Source organism: Corallococcus caeni, from assembly GCF_036245865.1.
Classification (GTDB): Bacteria; Myxococcota; Myxococcia; order Myxococcales; family Myxococcaceae; genus Corallococcus; species Corallococcus caeni.
The window spans coordinates 1806129-1820729 of the sequence record NZ_BTTW01000001.1 but is presented as its reverse complement, the minus strand read 5'-3'; the positions used below and the strand labels follow the sequence as shown (position 1 = coordinate 1820729).

The following is a 14601-nucleotide window of genomic DNA, read 5'->3' as shown; positions in this document are numbered from 1 at the left end:
CGGACCGTGACACCCAAGGGGCGCGTCGCCGGGAACCTTCCCGGGGGCGCGCCCTTCGTCGCGTCTGGAGGTCTACAGCTCGATGTCGGTGTCGTGGCCGGGCTTCTTCTGGGCCGGCGGCTCGGGCGCTTCCGGCTCCAGCTCGTGGGGCACCTCCTGCTCGTCGGAGGGGGCGTTGCCCGTGTCGAGCAGGTCGATGCGCTGGCCGTCCTGCACCTGGACGTAGAGGGTGCTGAAGGTCCACGCCTCGCCGTTCTTGTCCGCCACGGCGTGGAGGGTGCCGTCCGCCTTGGGGCCGTCCAGCGGGACGACGAACTCCGCGTGGGTGTGGCCGTTGGCGCTGCTCACCTGGGTGTTGCTGGGGAAGCCCGCCTTGAAGGTGCCGCCCAGGGCCTGCTGCACGTGCGGGTCCTCCTGGGCCTCGGCGATGGCGTCCGTGTACGCGCCCATGTCCTTGAAGGACGAATAGCCCCAGCCCACGGCGATGGCGGCGAAGCAGAAGCACGAGCCCAGCATCCCCAGACAGCCCAAGGGCACCGCCCACTTCCAGTTGCGGCTCCACCACCCCTGGCGGGGCACGGGTGCGTAGTCACCCTCGGGCATCGTCGGCGGCATGGGCCCTCCTGGCCTGGACCTGGGGCCGTGTCATAGCCGGTTCCGGACGAAGCGGAAGTGGGCCCTGCACCGGGGGCGGGTTTCGGGGGCGCCTTCATGACAGAGTGGGTGTCATGCCCTCTGGTGGCGTCTCGACGGCCGAGCTCGCGGACCTGCTTGCGGCGCTGCCCTTCGGCCACCGGCTGTGGGTGCGCGGCATGGGGCGGTGTCTCTACCCGCTCTTGCGCAGCGGGGACGCGGTGCGGCTGTTGCGCTGCGGGCCGGAGCGGCTGGCGCGTGGGGACGTGGCGCTGGTGCGGCACGGGCCCCGGCTTGCCGCGCAGGTGGTGCTCTCCACCGAACCCTGGGTGACGGAGTCGCTCCTGGGCGGCACGGACGTGGCGGGCGGGGAGCTGGTGGGGCGCATCATCGCGCTCAAGCGCGGACGGTGGGTGGTGCGGCTGCCCCGGCCCACGCGGCCCGCGCTGTTCCTCATGCAGCGCACCCTGTCCGGGGTGTGGACGAAGCCCGCGTCCCGGGCGGTGTTCCGCCACCTGCGCGACCTGTTCTCCGGGTGGACGAAGCCGCTGCGCCGCCACTTCGTGGGCCCGCTGGAAATCAGGCTGGTGCGCCCGGAGGACCTGGACGCGCTGCTCGCCTTCGCCACGGAGCGGCTGGTGGTGTCCGGCACCTTCCTGCGCCGCCAGCTGCGCGACCGGTGGGGCCTGCCCCCGGACCGGCGCGTGGGGGCGGCGGCGGGCGCCTTCGACGCGCAGGGGCAGCTGCTGGGCTTCGCCTGGGCGGACGACTACCACCAGGAGGGGCTGGCCCTGGACGGCTTCTGGGTCCGCTCGCTGGTGGTGTCCCCCCGGGTGCGGCGCATGGGCGTGGCCACCGCCCTGGTGCGCTGCCTGGTGGAGGAGATGGAGCGGCAGGGCGCGGACCGGCTCCAAGCGGACATCGACGAGGACAACACCGCGTCCTTGAGGACCTTCTCCGGCCTGGGCTTCCGGCCCGCGCCGGACGCGCTCACCACCGCCACGAACCAGCAGTGGGACGCGGCGGGGGGCAGCAAGCGACTGGTCGTGCTGGTGCGTCCGCTTCCGGGCTGAGTCCTACCCGGGAGTTGCACCCTCCAGGCACCTGGGCCAAAAGCACCCCCGTCCCGCTCCCCCCGCGTTCCTTGCTGGCGAGGCCCTTCGTGAGCACTCCCGCGTCCAACACCCCGCCTTCCCCTGGCATGTCGCCCGCGTCCCCGGAGGGCGAGTCGAAGGGCGGCTTCAACGTCGACCACCTGTTCCTGGGCCTGCTGGCGGTGTTCTTCCCGCTGGCCATCGCGTCGCACTTCTTCTTCCCGGGCGTGTGGACGTTCGTGCTCTGCGCGGTGGCGCTCGTGCCGCTGGCGCGGTTGATGGGCGAGGCCACGGAGGTGATTGCCCACAAGCTGGGCAGCGGCCTGGGCGGTTTGATGAACGCGTCGTTCGGCAACGCCGCGGAGCTCATCATCGCGCTGGCGGCGCTGCGCTCCGGCCACGCGGACGTGGTGAAGGCGTCCATCACCGGCGCCATCCTGGGCAACCTGCTGCTGGTGCTGGGCGCGGCCATCCTCGCGGGCGGCCTGAAATACCCGAAGCAGAAGTTCAACATGACGGCGGCCCTGTCCGGCTCCGCCATCATGTTCCTGGCGCTCACCGCCATGTCCATCCCGGACCTGTTCCACGCGGCGCGCGGCCCCGCGGCGGAGAAGGTCCTCTTCCCCATGTCGGTGGCCATCTCCGTCATCCTGCTCATCGTCTACGCGCTGTCGCTGCTCTTCTCCCTGCGCACGCACTCGCACCTGTACGCGGGCGAGGAGGACGGCGAGCCGGAGGAGATGCCCGTCTGGAGCACCAAGAAGGCCACCGTCCTGCTGCTGGGCGCCACGCTGGGCGTGGTGGTGGTGGCGGAGTTCCTGGTGCACGCGATTGAAGACGCCATCGCCGCGTTCGGCTTCACGCACACCTTCGTGGGCGTCATCATCATCGCCATCATCGGCAACGCGGCGGAGCACTCCACCGCCATCCTGATGGCGCTGAAGAACAAGATGGACCTGGCGTTCAACATCGCCTTCGAGTCCTCCAAGCAGATCGCCCTCTTCGTCGCGCCGGTGCTGGTGCTCGTGTCCATCCCGCTGGGCCAGCGCCTGACGCTGGAGTTCAGCCACATGGAGGTGCTGGGCATCGCCATCGGCACGGGCGCGGCGACGCTCATCGCGCTGGACGGCGAGTCCAACTGGCTGGAGGGCGTGATGCTGCTGGGCGTCTACGCCATCCTCGGCGTGGCGTTCTTCTTCATCCCGTAGTTCATCATGGAGGCCGGTCCGGTGACGCAGGAGCGCAGTGGGGCGAGGTGGCGGGCGGATGGGGCGCTGTTGCTCCTCACCGTGTTCTGGGGCCTGACGTTCGTGGTGGTGAAGGACGCGCTCGTGTTCGCGGATCCCTTCACCTTCATCACGCTGCGCTTCGTCGTGGGTGGGGCGGTGATGGCGGCCGTCGCGCGTGGGCGGATGTTCGCGCCCGGCCTCGTCCCCAAGGGGCTCTTGCTGGCGGGGGTGCTGTTCCTCTGCTTCGCGCTCCAGACGGTGGGGCTCCAGACCACCACGCCGTCGCGCGCGGCGTTCCTCACCGGGCTCAACGTCCTCTTCGTGCCGCTGATGTCCATGGTGCTGCTCAGGCGGCTGCCGCGCGTGGGCACCTCCGTGGGCGTGGTGCTGGCGGCCGTGGGCCTCTACTGGCTGACGCGGCCCACCGCGGACGACGCGACGCCGGGGGACGTGGGCGGCCTGCACCTGGGGGACTGGCTGTCCATCGGGTGCGCGGTGGCGTACGCGGGGCACATCCTGCTCACGGAGCGCTTCGCCTCCCGCGAGAACACGGTGGGCCTGGTGGCGGTGCAGTTGGTGGGCGTGGCGGGCATGTCCGCGCTGTGCCTGCCCTTCGTGGAGCGCAAGCTGGAGTGGACCCAGCCGCTGGTGGTGGCGGTGCTCACGTGCGGCGTGCTCGCGAGCGCGGTCGCCATCCTCGTCCAGACCTGGGGCCAGGCCCGCACCAGCGCGGTGCGCGCGGCGCTCATCTTCGCGATGGAGCCGGTGTTCGCCTCCGCCTACTCCGTGGCGGTGGGCCGCGAGGTGCTGGGCCTGAAGGAGTGGCTGGGCGGCGCGCTCATCGTCGTGGGCGTCTTCGCGTCGGAGCTGGGCACGGTGGTGTGGGACGGATGGCGGGCACGGGGCCGCACGCCCGCCGCCTGAGCATGCGACGCGCGGGGTGGGGCGCCCCGGTGCGGGAGCGCGAGCGCCCGCGCCGCGCTATAGACAGCGCCCATCCCATGAGCGTGGAGCTGAGACGAAACGGCCTGCACCTGACGGGCACGCCCCTGTCGCTGGACGCGAAGCGCAAGTCGCCGCTGTCCTTCGTCAGCCACGGGCACTCGGACCACATCGCCCGCCACGAGAGCACCATCGCCACCCAGGCCACGCTGCGCTTCATGGCGCACCGGCTGGGGCCGGTGGCCTCCGCGCTGTCCGTGCCCTTCCGCCGCCCCTTCGAATTGGGCCCGCTGCTGCTGGAGCTCTTGCCCGCGGGCCACATCCTGGGCAGCGCGCAGCTGCGCGTCACCCGCGCGGACGGCAAGCGCATCGTCTACACGGGGGACCTCAACACCGCGCCGTCGCTCACCGCGGAGGCCACGGAGGTGGCCACCTGCGACACGCTGGTCATCGAGTCCACCTTCGGGCACCCGCGCTACCGCTTCCCGCCGCGCCCGGAGGTGCTGGGACAGGTGGAGACGTGGCTGCGCGCGCAGCTCCACCGGGGCGTGACGCCGGTGCTGCTGGGCTATCCGCTGGGCAAGAGCCAGGAGGCGATGAAGCAGCTCGCCGGCCGGGGCTTCATGCTCGTGGCGCACCCGTCCATCTTCGAGGTCGCGGAGCTGTACGCGGAGCTGGGCGTCCCCATCGAGAACCTGCGCCGCTACGACGGCCGCGTGGAGCCGGGCGAGGTGCTCTTCTTCCCGCCGCACCTGGCGCGGGGCGGGGCGCTGGCGCCGCACTGGCCCCGGGCCACGGCGGTGCTCACGGGCTGGGCCATGGACCCCGGCGGCGCGCGGCGCTACGGCGCGGACGTGGCCTTCCCGCTGTCGGACCACGCGGACTTCCCGTCCCTCATGCGCTACGTGAAGGACACCGGCGCGCGGGACGTCATCACCTGCCACGGCTTCGCGGAGGAGCTGGCGCAGGCGCTGCGGGACGCGGGCACGGACGCCCGCCCGCTGGGCAAGCCACAGCAGATGACGCTGTTTTGATTTTGCGTCGTCCGCGTGTTGGAACGGGCGCCCGATATGCCCACACCTGCTCCCTCGCTGACCGGACACCTGGCCAACGTGCTGCTGTGCACGGACGCTGAACCCAAGCGCTTCGTCACCCGGGAGGTGCCCGAAGTGAAGGTCGACTTCGCGGGCATCGAAGGGGACCGCCACGCGGGCCTCACGCGCAAGGCGGACGTGCGCGTGCCGTGGTTCCCCAAGGGCACCGTCATCCGCAACACCCGGCAGCTCTCCGTCGTGTCGCGCGAGGAGCTGGTGGAGGTGGCGCGCGCGCTGGGCGTGCCGCACGTGCTGGCGTCGTGGCTGGGCGCGAACCTGGAGCTCATGGGCGTGCCGCGCCTCACGCACCTGCCGCCGGGCACGCGGCTGTTCTTCCCGGAGGACGCCACGCTGGTGATGGAAGGGGAGAACCTCCCCTGCGTGCAGCCGGGCCGCGTGATTGAAGCGCATCACCCGGACATGAAGGGGCTGGCGGGCCGCTTCGTGAAGGCCGCGTGGCAGAAGCGCGGGCTGGTGGGCTGGGTGGAGCGCCCGGGCCTCATCCGCGCGGGGGATGAAGTGCGCGTGATGCTGCCTCCGCCGGTGACGTACTCGCTGCCGTCCGCGCCGCCGTCGGAGGCGGTGGGCTGAACCTCCTGCCTGGGGCCGTCAGTGCACGGAGAGGAAGAGGCGCAGCTGGTAGGTGTCCTTCGTCACGCTCGGGAACTCCGCGAAGTGGCTGTCGCGCTGGAAGAGGTTGCCCTCCACGCCCAGGCCCAGCCGGCGGTACACGGGCAGGTCCACCCGGAGCTGGGCGGTGCGCACCTGGTGCGAGCCGCTCGAGCCATCCAGCACGATGATCTGTGACAGGCCCCCCTCCAGCGACACGAAGTCCCACTCGTCGCGCGTATAGGTCACACGGAGCTGGAGGCCCGGGCCTACGCCGTAGTCGTAGTTGCGGCCCCCTTGCCCGGCGTGCTCGGAGGAGACGCTGGCGAGCAGGGCGCCGTTCAGCAGCAGCATTGAGCGCAGCGCCGCGCTCCCGGGGAGGTCGTGCTGGTACGTCAGGCCCACGTCCACGGACTGGCTGCCCAGCTCGTAGGCGGCCGTGTTCACGTAGCGCATCTGCTGGAACACGCCCAGGCGCAGCTCGTCGCGACTGTCGTGCGCCAGGGGGGTCGCCACGAGCAGCCCCATCAGCTGTCCGTAGCTGATCAGGTGGGCCTCCTGGGTGGTGAACTGCACGCGCCCCTCGAACGCGTCGAACGGCCGGCGGTGGGCCCCCCGGAAGGCGTCTCCGTAGCGCAGGGACAGCTCGGTGAAGAACTGGTTCTTTCCCCAGGCCAGGGACTCGCCGTTGCCCAGCTTGAGGTATCCCAGCCTCGCCCAGCCCGCGAAGGTGTCCGGCCTCCAGTCCGAGGGCGTGGGTTCGACGCGCCAGCTGTCGCCGCGCAGCACGCGGTTGACGCCGCGCACGGGGCTGAGGGCGGCCGCGCCCAGCTCGCGGCCCAAGCGCTCCCAGCCCGTGGCCTCCGTGTCCAGCACCATGGAGGACAGCCGGTAGATGGCCTCGCCCATGATGGTGCCCCCCAGGCTGGTGTTCGCGATGTCGTTGATGGAGGGCTTCTTGTTCTCCGCGAACACCTCCCATTGCAGGCTGCCCAGCAGCGTGAAGCCCAGGGAGCCCAGGTAGGGGATGCCGTTGTCGCGCGCGGCCACGTAGTAGAGGCTGCCGTGATACGGGTGCGCGAGCTGGTTGGTGCCGAAGTGGTCCCCGTCCCACTCGAAGCCCGAGGTCAGGTTCTCCCCCCAGTCGGAGGGCGTCACCCGCGCCCAGTCCCTGTTCATCAGCACCCGGTCCCACGTCCACACCACCAGGTTGATGCTGGTGACCTCCGCCAGCGCCAGCCACGGATGGGGCCGCTCCCGGGATGTGTCCTCGCGGACAGGCTCCTCGTTCAGCGGGGCATCCGCCGGTGGCGAGGGCGCCGCGGCACGCACGGCGGCGTCGGCGTGGAAGCGGGGCCCGTCGGTGCACGGCCCCTCCTGCGCGAAGGCCGGGCCGCCCAGCAGCAGTCCGCCGACGAGCAGCACGCCGCCCAGGGGCCACGGGCTCCCGTCTCCGCCGCGCCCCCGCTCGCGCCCGCCTCGCCCCATCGTGCCCGCCCACGCCCCCGCTCGCGACGCCACGCCGCGCACTGGAGAGGGTAGGCAGTCAGGCGATGGATGACGGCCCTGCCCGCCAGGGAGGGGAGAACGCGTGGATTCTGGCGCCCGGGCGGCGCGCGACGTGAAAAGGCCCGGCGGGATGCGCCTGGGGGCGCTCCGGCCGGGCCTCCACCTGCGTCGCCTCCCGCGTCACGGGAGGCGGGGCGCTACGCCTCCGGCGACTGGACGATGAGCTTCTCCTTGCCGCACACGTCGCACCGCACGTGCACGAACAGGTCGTCGTCGCTCTCCTCGGGGACCTCGCCCTCGGGCACGCCCAGCTCCGCCTTGGCCAGCGCCGGCACCTTGGCCGGGATGTCCTGCGCCTTGAGCGACTGCACGTAGGTCATCTCGCGCTCGTGGCACTCGCGCACCTCCGGCCCGGACAGCCACTGCGGCTCCATGCCCTCCGGCAGCCGGCTGAGCAGCTCCAGGTTCGACACGGACTCCGCCAGGTACGCCAGGCGGCGCAGCCGCGCCTCCTCCGGCAGGGCCGCGAACACCTGGAAGCCCTCCAGCAGGGCCTGACGGTCCTCGCCCGTGGCCGCGTTCGCCAGCTCCAGCGACGCGTCCGCCGACTCCAGCGCCTCCTCCCAGTTGTTCTCCGGGTTGAAGCCCGCCTCCAGCAGCGACGTGTACAGCTGCGCGGCCGCCAGCCGGCGGCGCACCTCGTGCTGGTGCTCCACCACCTCGTGCGTCAGGCGCAGCTCCAGGAGCGCCCCCGTGGTGCGCGGATCAATGGAGCCCGTGAGGTCGTCCACCTCCACCTCGGCGCGCAGCTCGCCCTTGAGCTGCTTGGCCGCGGCGAAGCGGAACAGCGGCAGCACGCCCACCTCGCGCAGGTACACCGCCGCGACGTTGGCCTCCTTGCCGCCCATGCGCAGCGCCTTCTGCGCGCGCTCCACCGCGCCCGGGTCCGCCGCGGGCTTCTTGTTCTCCAGCCGCGTCTTCACCGCCTCGCGGTAGAGCGTCTCCAGGGAACTGCCCGGCGGCAGCCGCTGCGGCAAGAGCGGGCGCAGGCCCGGCACGTCCAGCACCCAGAGCGGGGGCGCGCCCACGTGCTTGAGCGCCCGGAAGAAGAGCGAGCCCGGCGGATCCTGCGGCCGGAACGGGGGCAGCTCGTCCGGGTGCGCGGAGCCCGCGCCGTCCATCGCGCCGCCACCGCCGTGCGACTGGCCCAGCATCTTCTCGCGCTGCTCGCGGGTGAACGCCGTGATGCCCTGGACCGGCGGGGGCGGGGGCGGCGGGGCTTCCTCGCCGTCCAGGCCCGTCACGCGGTCCATGTCCACGTCGTCCAGCTCCAGGTCGTCCAGACCCTTGGCGCCGGTGAAGTCACAGCGCAGCAGCTTGAGCTTCTCGAAGACACAGCCTTCCAGGTTGGCGCCACGGAAGTCGCAGTCCTGGAGGCGGCCCCCGTGGAAGTAGGCGTTGGTGAGGTCCGTGTCCCGGAAGTTCATCTTCGACAGGTCACAGCGCTCCCACTCGGAGCCCACCAGCTCCAGTCCGGAGAGGTCCGCGTTGGCGGAGAACAGCTGCGTGAACGTGGCGCCCGTTTGGCCGGTGGGCGCCTGGCCGGACTTGCGCAGCTTGTTCCATTCGGCGGAACCGTTCTGGAGCAGCTTCTCGATAGTTGGGGCTTTCGGCATGGACCGCGAATTATTCGTGTGGTCTGGTCCAGGCGCCAGCACAAATGATCGAGTACCGAATCGAAGCCGACACCGTCGGGATGCGGCTGGACAAGCACCTGCGCAAGCGGATGCCCAACGTCCCCGTCAGCCACCTCTTCAAGATGATCCGCACCAAGAAGGTGCGGGTGAATGGCAAGCGCGCGCAGCCAGAGCAGTTGCTTGCCGAAGGAGACGTGCTCACCATCCGCGGCACCGAAGAGCAGCTCACCCTGGCGGAGCGTCCGAAATCGGACCGTCCGCCCCCCCCACCGCCACCGGTAGACCCCTCCCGGCTGGTCATCCTGAAGGAAGACGACTGGCTCATGGCCGTGGACAAGCCCAGTGGCATGGCCGTCCATACCGGCAGCGGCATCACCGGGGGCACCCTGGTGGACTACGTGCGCGCCTACCTGGGCCCCAAGGCCACCCGGAACGACTTCACCGCCTCACCCGCCCACCGCCTGGACCGGGAGACCTCCGGCGTCATCCTGGTGGCCAAGCGCCGCCCGGCGATGGTGCATTTCACGGAAATCTTCACCCACGGCCACCCGAAGAAGCGCTACCTGACCCTGGTGAAGGGGAAGATGCCGAAGGATTCCGGCGTCATCGACCTGCCGCTCGCCGAGCACCAGCAGACGGCCGAGTCCAAGGCCCGTCGGGGAGTGAACATGCAGGAGGCCGTCACCCGCTGGAAGGTCGTGCGCCAGTCGAGCGAGGCAGCCCTCCTCTCCTGCACCATCGAGACCGGGCGCACGCATCAGATAAGAAGGCACCTGGTCGCCGTGGGGCACCCGGTGGCGGGTGACAAGAAGTACGGAGACTTCGCCTTCAACCGCGACGTGCGGGCGCGCTGGGGGCTCAAGCGTTTGTTCCTGCACGCCGAGCGCATCGAATTTCCGCACCCCGAGGATGGAAGGAAGGTCGTCGTGGAGACCCCCATGCCACCCGAATTGACGGACGTGCTGAAGCGGGCGGCGCTCCTCTAAGCCTTGAGCCCAGGACTCGACACAACACGCATGGCCGACCCGAAGATTGACCGCAGCCGCTCCAAGCTGGTGCTCGACGGCGTCCCGCCCAAGCGCAACGTCCTCGTGCGCTTGATGAAGCTCGTCGCCGTGCTGGGCCTCATGGGCGCCACCGCGGGCGTGCTCGCCGTCGTCGGCGCCTACTACATCTTCTCCGACGGGCTGCCCGCCATCCCGAAGGTGGACGAGTACTGGCCGCCCATCGTCACGGAGGTCTACACCGACGACGCGGTGCTCGCGGGCGAGTTCTACAACGAGCGGCGCAAGGTGGTGCCCTACGAGCGCATCCCCAAGCGGCTGGTGCAGGCGTTCATCGCCAGCGAGGACTCCAGCTTCTTCGACCACTTCGGCGTGGACGTGCTGGGCACCACGCGCGCCGTGTCCAAGACGGTGCTGACGAAGCTGGGGCTGCGCGGCGGCGGCGTGCAGGGCGGCTCCACGCTCACGCAGCAGACCGCGAAGGCGGTCCTCATCTCCGCGGAGGGCTACAAGGAGGCCACCGCGAAGACGCCCAAGCGCAAGATTCGCGAGGCCATCCTCGCCTTCCGCCTGGAGCAGGCGCTGACGAAGGAAGAGATTTTGTATCTCTACCTGAACAACGTCTTCCTCGGGCACCACAGCTACGGCGTGCAGAGCGCGGCGGAGAACTACTACCGCAAGGACGTGCGCGACCTGACGCTGGGGGAGATGACGCTCATCGCGGGTCTGCCCCAGGCGCCCAGCCGCTACTCGCCGTTCCTGCGTCCGGAGGCCGCGAAGAAGCGCCGCTCCTACGTGCTGGGCCGCATGCTGGTGGAAGGCATGATCTCCAAGGAGGAGCATGACCAGGCCAACGCGGAGCCGGTGAAGGTGTACCCGGTGGAGGACGTCTTCCACGAGTTCGCCCCGTACTTCGTGGAGCAGGTCCGCAAGGACGTGGTGGACCGCTACGGCAACCCCGTGCTGCTGAAGGAAGGCCTCAAGGTCTTCACCACCATGGACAGCGAGCGGCAGCGCGCGGCGCAGGACTCCGTGCTGGACGGCCTGATGTCCGTGGACAAGCGCCAGGGCTGGCGCGGTCCGGTGATGCAGCTGGCCACCGACGCTGAACGCAGCGCCTTCATCGCCAAGGCCAGGAAGGCCATGGGCAAGGAAGAGCTCGTCGAGAACCGCCTCTACGTGGGCGTCGTCACGCGCATCGACGACGACGGCAAGGGCGCGGACGTGCAGGTGGGGCCGCACCAGGGCCGGCTGCCGCTGTTGGGCATGCGGTGGGCGCGCAAGGTGAACCCGGAGAGCTACTACCCGGCCAGCATGATCACCTCCGTCAAGAAGGCGGTGGCGGTGGGTGACGTGGTGGTGCTGCGCCACGTGGTGAAGAAGGAGCTCACGGACGACAAGGAGCAGTGGGACCGCAAGCTCGCGGAGGACATCCCGGAGGAGGGCGTGAAGCTCTTCCGGCTGGAGCAGACGCCGGAGGCGCAGAGCGCGCTCGTGTCCATCGACCCGCATCGCCAGTACCTCACCGCGATGGTGGGCGGCTACGACTTCGACGACAACGAGTTCAACCGCGCGTTCCAGGCGTGCCGTCAGCCGGGCTCGTCCTTCAAGCCGTTCGTGTACTCGGCGGCGCTGGAGCAGCTGGAGTGGACGGAGGCCACCGTCATCGTGGACTCGCCCATCGTGGAGCACGACCCGGACAACAAGGTGTCGTGGAAGCCGGCCAACTACAGCGAGGAGTTCGTGGGCGACGTGCTCCTGCGCACCGCGCTGGTGAACTCCATGAACATCCCCGCGGTGAAGACGTTCGGCGCGGTGGGCGTCCACAACATGGCGGACTGGGCGAAGAAGCTGGGCATGACGACGCCCATGAACATGGACTTCTCCGCGGCGCTGGGGTCGTCCTGCGTCTACCCGTTCGACCTGGCCAGCGTGTACGCGACCTTCAACCGCTACGGCCGCAAGAAGCCCACGTACTTCATCCGCAAGGTGGAGGACCGCTTCGGCCGCACGCTGGAGGACCACACCGCGTTCGACGACGCGTGGGCGCCGCTCCAGGACCGCGTGGCCGCGGGCTACGCGCGCCTCTTCGAGCCGGGCGAGCAGGTGATGAGCCCGGAGACGGGCTACATCCTCACGCACCTCTTGCGCGGCGTGGTGCTCCAGGGCACCGGCGGTCCCGCGCAGAAGCTGGGCAAGCCGGCGGCGGGCAAGACGGGCACGACGAACGACTCCTTCGACGCGTGGTTCGCGGGCTACACCAAGGACCTGGTGACGGTGGCGTGGGTGGGCTACGACCTGAACCCGCACCCGCTGGGCCGCTATGAGACGGGCGGCCGCGCGGCGCTCCCCATCTGGCTCAACTACATGAAGCGCGCGCTGGAGGGCCGTCCGCAGCCGGAGTTCTACCCCTGGCAGTCCATGCAGCTGGCGCGGCTCTACATCGACAAGAAGACGGGCAAGGTGTCACACCCCGGCGCCAAGGGCGCGGAGCTGATGTTCTTCAAGAAGGGCACCGAGCCGAAGGAGGCCGTGCCCGACAAGAACCAGGTCGGCGTGGACCAGTTCATGATGGGCGCGCAGTAACCGCGCGCCTCATCCAAGGCAGTGCCCTTCAGGCGCCTTCGCGGAAACCACGCGAGGGCGCCTGATGTGCTTCCAGGGCCTGCTTCAGCGCGGCCACGTCCGGCCCCGCCTCCAGCACGGAGCGCGCGGCGGTGGGAATCACCTGCCGCTCGCGGCCGGAGAAGAGCTTGGGCAAGTCAGAGAAGCCCGCGCCCTGCGAGCCGATGCCCGGCGTGAGCAGCAGCGCGCCGCCCAGCCGCTCCACCACGTCGCGGTCGGCCGGGGGCAGCGTGGCGCCCATCACCGCGCCCGCGGGCAGGACGCCGGGGCCGGCCTTGTCGTTGAGCTTGCGCAGGCCGTCCGCCACCGCCTGGGCCACGGTGAGGCCGTCGCTGCCCACGGCGTTCTGCAGCGGCACGCCCTCCGGGTTGGACGAGCGCACGACGATGAAGGCGCAGGCGCCGTGGGAGCGCGCCAGCTCCACCGTCTTCGCGAGCGCGCCCAGGCCCAGGTACGCGGTGAAGGTGGCGGCGTCCACGTCGTACGCGCTGCCCTTGCCGAACAGCGCTTCCGCGTAGGCGTCCATGGTGGACCCGATGTCGCCGCGCTTCACGTCCAGCAGCGTGAGGGTGCCCGCGGCGCGGAAGCGCTTGAGCACGCGCTGGAGCACGACCAGTCCCTCGGGGCCGTGGCGCTCGAAGAAGGCGCTCTGGGGCTTCACCACCGCGAGCGTCTCACCGGCCGCGTCGGCCAGCCGCTCGCAGAAGTCGGACAGGCCCTGCACGGTGTCCGGCAGCTTCCAGCGGGCGAGCACGTCGCGGGATGGGTCCAGGCCCAGACAGAAGGGGGAGCGCTCGTCGGCGAGCTTCTGGAAGCGCTGCGCGAAGGACGGGGTCGTCATGGCCGGGCTCCTCTCACTTCAGGCGGCGCGCGGTGGCGTCGAACAGCGGGTTGGGCATGGCCTTCAAGACGCGCATGGACGTGGCCAGCTGCCAGGGGAAGCTCACCTCCGTGGCGCCCGCGAAGATGCCGCGGCCCATGCGCTCCACCGCGTCCTCGGTCTCCATGAGGAAGGGCATGGGGAAGTTGTTCTTCGCGGTCAGCTCGCTCTTCACGAAGCCCGGGTAGACGCACGTCACCTGGACGCCGGTGCCCTTCAGGTCCACGCGCAGGCTCTCCAGGAAGGTGGCGAGGAAGGCCTTGGACGCGGAGTAGGCGGCGTGGCCCGCCAGCCCCCGCATCCCCGCGAGGCTGGACACGCCGACGACATGGCCCCGGCGGCGCTCCACCATCTGCGGCAGCACCGCGCACAGCGTGGCGGCGGCGCCCGTGACGTTGGTGTCGATGATGGCGCGCGTGCGCTCCCAGTCCATGCGCTTGCCGTGCGTGGGGCCGCCGATGCCCGCGTTCGCCACCACCAGGTCCAGCCCGCCGCACTCCGCGTCGATGGCGCGGATGCGCTCCTGGGAGGCCTCCGCGTGGTTGACGTCCATGACGACGGGCTCCACCGCCGCGCCCGCGGCCTGGGCCTCCGCGGAGAGGGCCTGCAGCTGCGACAGCCGCCGGCCCGTCGCGAACACGCGCACGCCGTGCTTCGCCAGCCACAGGGCCAGTCCACGTCCCAGCCCGCTCGAGGCGCCAGTCACCAGCGCCGTCCGGTAGGTCATCTCCGCCATGCCGTCCTCCAGGGGTGTCGCAAGCGGCCTGCCTTGTCGCACGGTTGCGCGCCCGAGGGCACGCAAAACCCCTCCCCCTCACCGGGGGACGAGGCGCATCCACCCACGCGTTGACACCTTGGAGACCTGGGGAAGGGGAGTTTCCGGTCATGCCCTGGTGGAACTGCGTCCTCGTGGTGGACGACGACCTGGACCTGCTCCAGGCCTACAAGGAAGTGCTGGAGCTGGACGGGCACGAGGTGGCGCTGGCGCGCAACGGCTTCGAAGCGCTGCGCCTGCTCAAGCAGGGGCTGCGCCCGGCGCTCATCCTCCTGGACCTGATGATGCCGGGGATGAACGCGTGGTCCTTCCGCCTGCGGCAGCTGGAGGACCCGGCGCTCGCCTCCATCCCGGTCATCGTCCTTTACGCGCAGGACATGGGGGCTCGCGCCATGAACGCCCTGGGCGTGGACGGCCTCCTGGAGAAGCCGGTGGACCTGGACGTGCTCCTGGCCGCGGTGGCGGCCTACGTGAAGCCCGCCAGGGCCTCCGCCCATCATTCCCAGTGAG

General features: G+C 70.7%; 13 protein-coding genes. 8 read left to right on the top strand and 5 right to left on the bottom strand.

Annotated elements, in window-relative coordinates; translation table 11 throughout:
• Positions 1-72 precede the first annotated feature (72 nt).
• A complete protein-coding gene (locus AABA78_RS07225; RefSeq protein WP_338262232.1) occupies positions 73-615 on the bottom strand; it encodes a cytochrome c oxidase assembly factor Coa1 family protein in 543 nt (180 codons plus the stop codon).
• 113 nt (positions 616-728) lie between these two features.
• Here AABA78_RS07225 and AABA78_RS07220 point away from each other — a divergent pair, with 113 nt between their 5' ends.
• From AABA78_RS07220 to AABA78_RS07200, 5 genes are all read left to right on the top strand, one after another.
• Positions 729-1706, top strand: coding sequence for a GNAT family N-acetyltransferase (locus AABA78_RS07220; RefSeq protein ID WP_338262231.1), 978 nt, complete (start codon positions 729-731; stop codon positions 1704-1706).
• Between the two features lie 89 nt (positions 1707-1795).
• Entirely contained in the window at positions 1796-2935 is a 1140-nt protein-coding gene (cax, locus tag AABA78_RS07215; RefSeq protein ID WP_338262230.1) for a calcium/proton exchanger, read from the top strand.
• Between the two features lie 6 nt (positions 2936-2941).
• Entirely contained in the window at positions 2942-3880 is a 939-nt protein-coding gene (locus AABA78_RS07210) for a DMT family transporter (RefSeq protein ID WP_338262229.1), read from the top strand.
• Positions 3881-3957: 77 nt separating this feature from the next.
• Positions 3958-4932 carry an MBL fold metallo-hydrolase gene (locus tag AABA78_RS07205; protein ID WP_171421622.1) on the top strand — a complete coding sequence of 325 codons (975 nt, stop codon included), beginning with the start codon at positions 3958-3960 and terminating at the stop codon, positions 4930-4932.
• Positions 4933-4968: 36 nt separating this feature from the next.
• A complete protein-coding gene (locus AABA78_RS07200) occupies positions 4969-5583 on the top strand; it encodes an MOSC domain-containing protein (RefSeq protein ID WP_171421621.1) in 615 nt (204 codons plus the stop codon).
• Between the two features lie 18 nt (positions 5584-5601).
• Here the strand turns inward: AABA78_RS07200 and AABA78_RS07195 are convergent, their stop codons facing one another.
• Positions 5602-7089 carry a DUF3943 domain-containing protein gene (locus AABA78_RS07195; RefSeq protein WP_338262228.1) on the bottom strand — a complete coding sequence of 496 codons (1488 nt, stop codon included), beginning with the start codon at positions 7087-7089 and terminating at the stop codon, positions 5602-5604.
• Positions 7090-7307: 218 nt separating this feature from the next.
• Positions 7308-8786 carry a pentapeptide repeat-containing protein gene (locus tag AABA78_RS07190; RefSeq protein ID WP_338262226.1) on the bottom strand — a complete coding sequence of 493 codons (1479 nt, stop codon included), beginning with the start codon at positions 8784-8786 and terminating at the stop codon, positions 7308-7310.
• A 44-nt stretch (positions 8787-8830) separates the two neighbouring features.
• On the opposite strand from AABA78_RS07190, the gene AABA78_RS07185 reads away from it, so the two are divergent.
• A complete protein-coding gene (locus tag AABA78_RS07185) occupies positions 8831-9793 on the top strand; it encodes an RluA family pseudouridine synthase (protein ID WP_207047944.1) in 963 nt (320 codons plus the stop codon).
• Between the two features lie 30 nt (positions 9794-9823).
• Positions 9824-12397, top strand: coding sequence for a penicillin-binding protein 1A (locus AABA78_RS07180; protein ID WP_338262225.1), 2574 nt, complete (start codon positions 9824-9826; stop codon positions 12395-12397).
• Between the two features lie 28 nt (positions 12398-12425).
• Here the strand turns inward: AABA78_RS07180 and pyrF are convergent, their stop codons facing one another.
• Together pyrF and AABA78_RS07170 are read right to left on the bottom strand one after the other, a co-directional pair.
• Positions 12426-13277, bottom strand: a complete 852-nt coding sequence (gene pyrF, locus AABA78_RS07175) for an orotidine-5'-phosphate decarboxylase (protein WP_338262224.1) — start codon at positions 13275-13277, stop codon at positions 12426-12428.
• Positions 13278-13290: 13 nt separating this feature from the next.
• Positions 13291-14052, bottom strand: coding sequence for an SDR family NAD(P)-dependent oxidoreductase (locus AABA78_RS07170; RefSeq protein WP_338262223.1), 762 nt, complete (start codon positions 14050-14052; stop codon positions 13291-13293).
• A gap of 149 nt (positions 14053-14201) precedes the next feature.
• Here AABA78_RS07170 and AABA78_RS07165 point away from each other — a divergent pair, with 149 nt between their 5' ends.
• Complete coding sequence (locus tag AABA78_RS07165; RefSeq protein ID WP_171421131.1) at positions 14202-14600, top strand: response regulator; 399 nt, start codon at positions 14202-14204, stop codon at positions 14598-14600.
• Position 14601 lies beyond the last annotated feature (1 nt).

Coding starts and splice junctions, on each gene's coding strand:
- AABA78_RS07225 (WP_338262232.1), bottom strand. CDS start 615: ATGCCGCCGACGATGCCCGAGGGTGACTACGCACCCGTGCCCCGCCAG.
- AABA78_RS07220 (WP_338262231.1), top strand. CDS start 729: ATGCCCTCTGGTGGCGTCTCGACGGCCGAGCTCGCGGACCTGCTTGCG.
- AABA78_RS07210 (WP_338262229.1), top strand. CDS start 2,942: ATGGAGGCCGGTCCGGTGACGCAGGAGCGCAGTGGGGCGAGGTGGCGG.
- AABA78_RS07205 (WP_171421622.1), top strand. CDS start 3,958: ATGAGCGTGGAGCTGAGACGAAACGGCCTGCACCTGACGGGCACGCCC.
- AABA78_RS07200 (WP_171421621.1), top strand. CDS start 4,969: ATGCCCACACCTGCTCCCTCGCTGACCGGACACCTGGCCAACGTGCTG.
- AABA78_RS07195 (WP_338262228.1), bottom strand. CDS start 7,089: ATGGGGCGAGGCGGGCGCGAGCGGGGGCGCGGCGGAGACGGGAGCCCG.
- AABA78_RS07190 (WP_338262226.1), bottom strand. CDS start 8,786: ATGCCGAAAGCCCCAACTATCGAGAAGCTGCTCCAGAACGGTTCCGCC.
- AABA78_RS07185 (WP_207047944.1), top strand. CDS start 8,831: ATGATCGAGTACCGAATCGAAGCCGACACCGTCGGGATGCGGCTGGAC.
- AABA78_RS07180 (WP_338262225.1), top strand. CDS start 9,824: ATGGCCGACCCGAAGATTGACCGCAGCCGCTCCAAGCTGGTGCTCGAC.
- pyrF (WP_338262224.1), bottom strand. CDS start 13,277: ATGACGACCCCGTCCTTCGCGCAGCGCTTCCAGAAGCTCGCCGACGAG.
- AABA78_RS07170 (WP_338262223.1), bottom strand. CDS start 14,052: ATGGCGGAGATGACCTACCGGACGGCGCTGGTGACTGGCGCCTCGAGC.
- AABA78_RS07165 (WP_171421131.1), top strand. CDS start 14,202: ATGCCCTGGTGGAACTGCGTCCTCGTGGTGGACGACGACCTGGACCTG.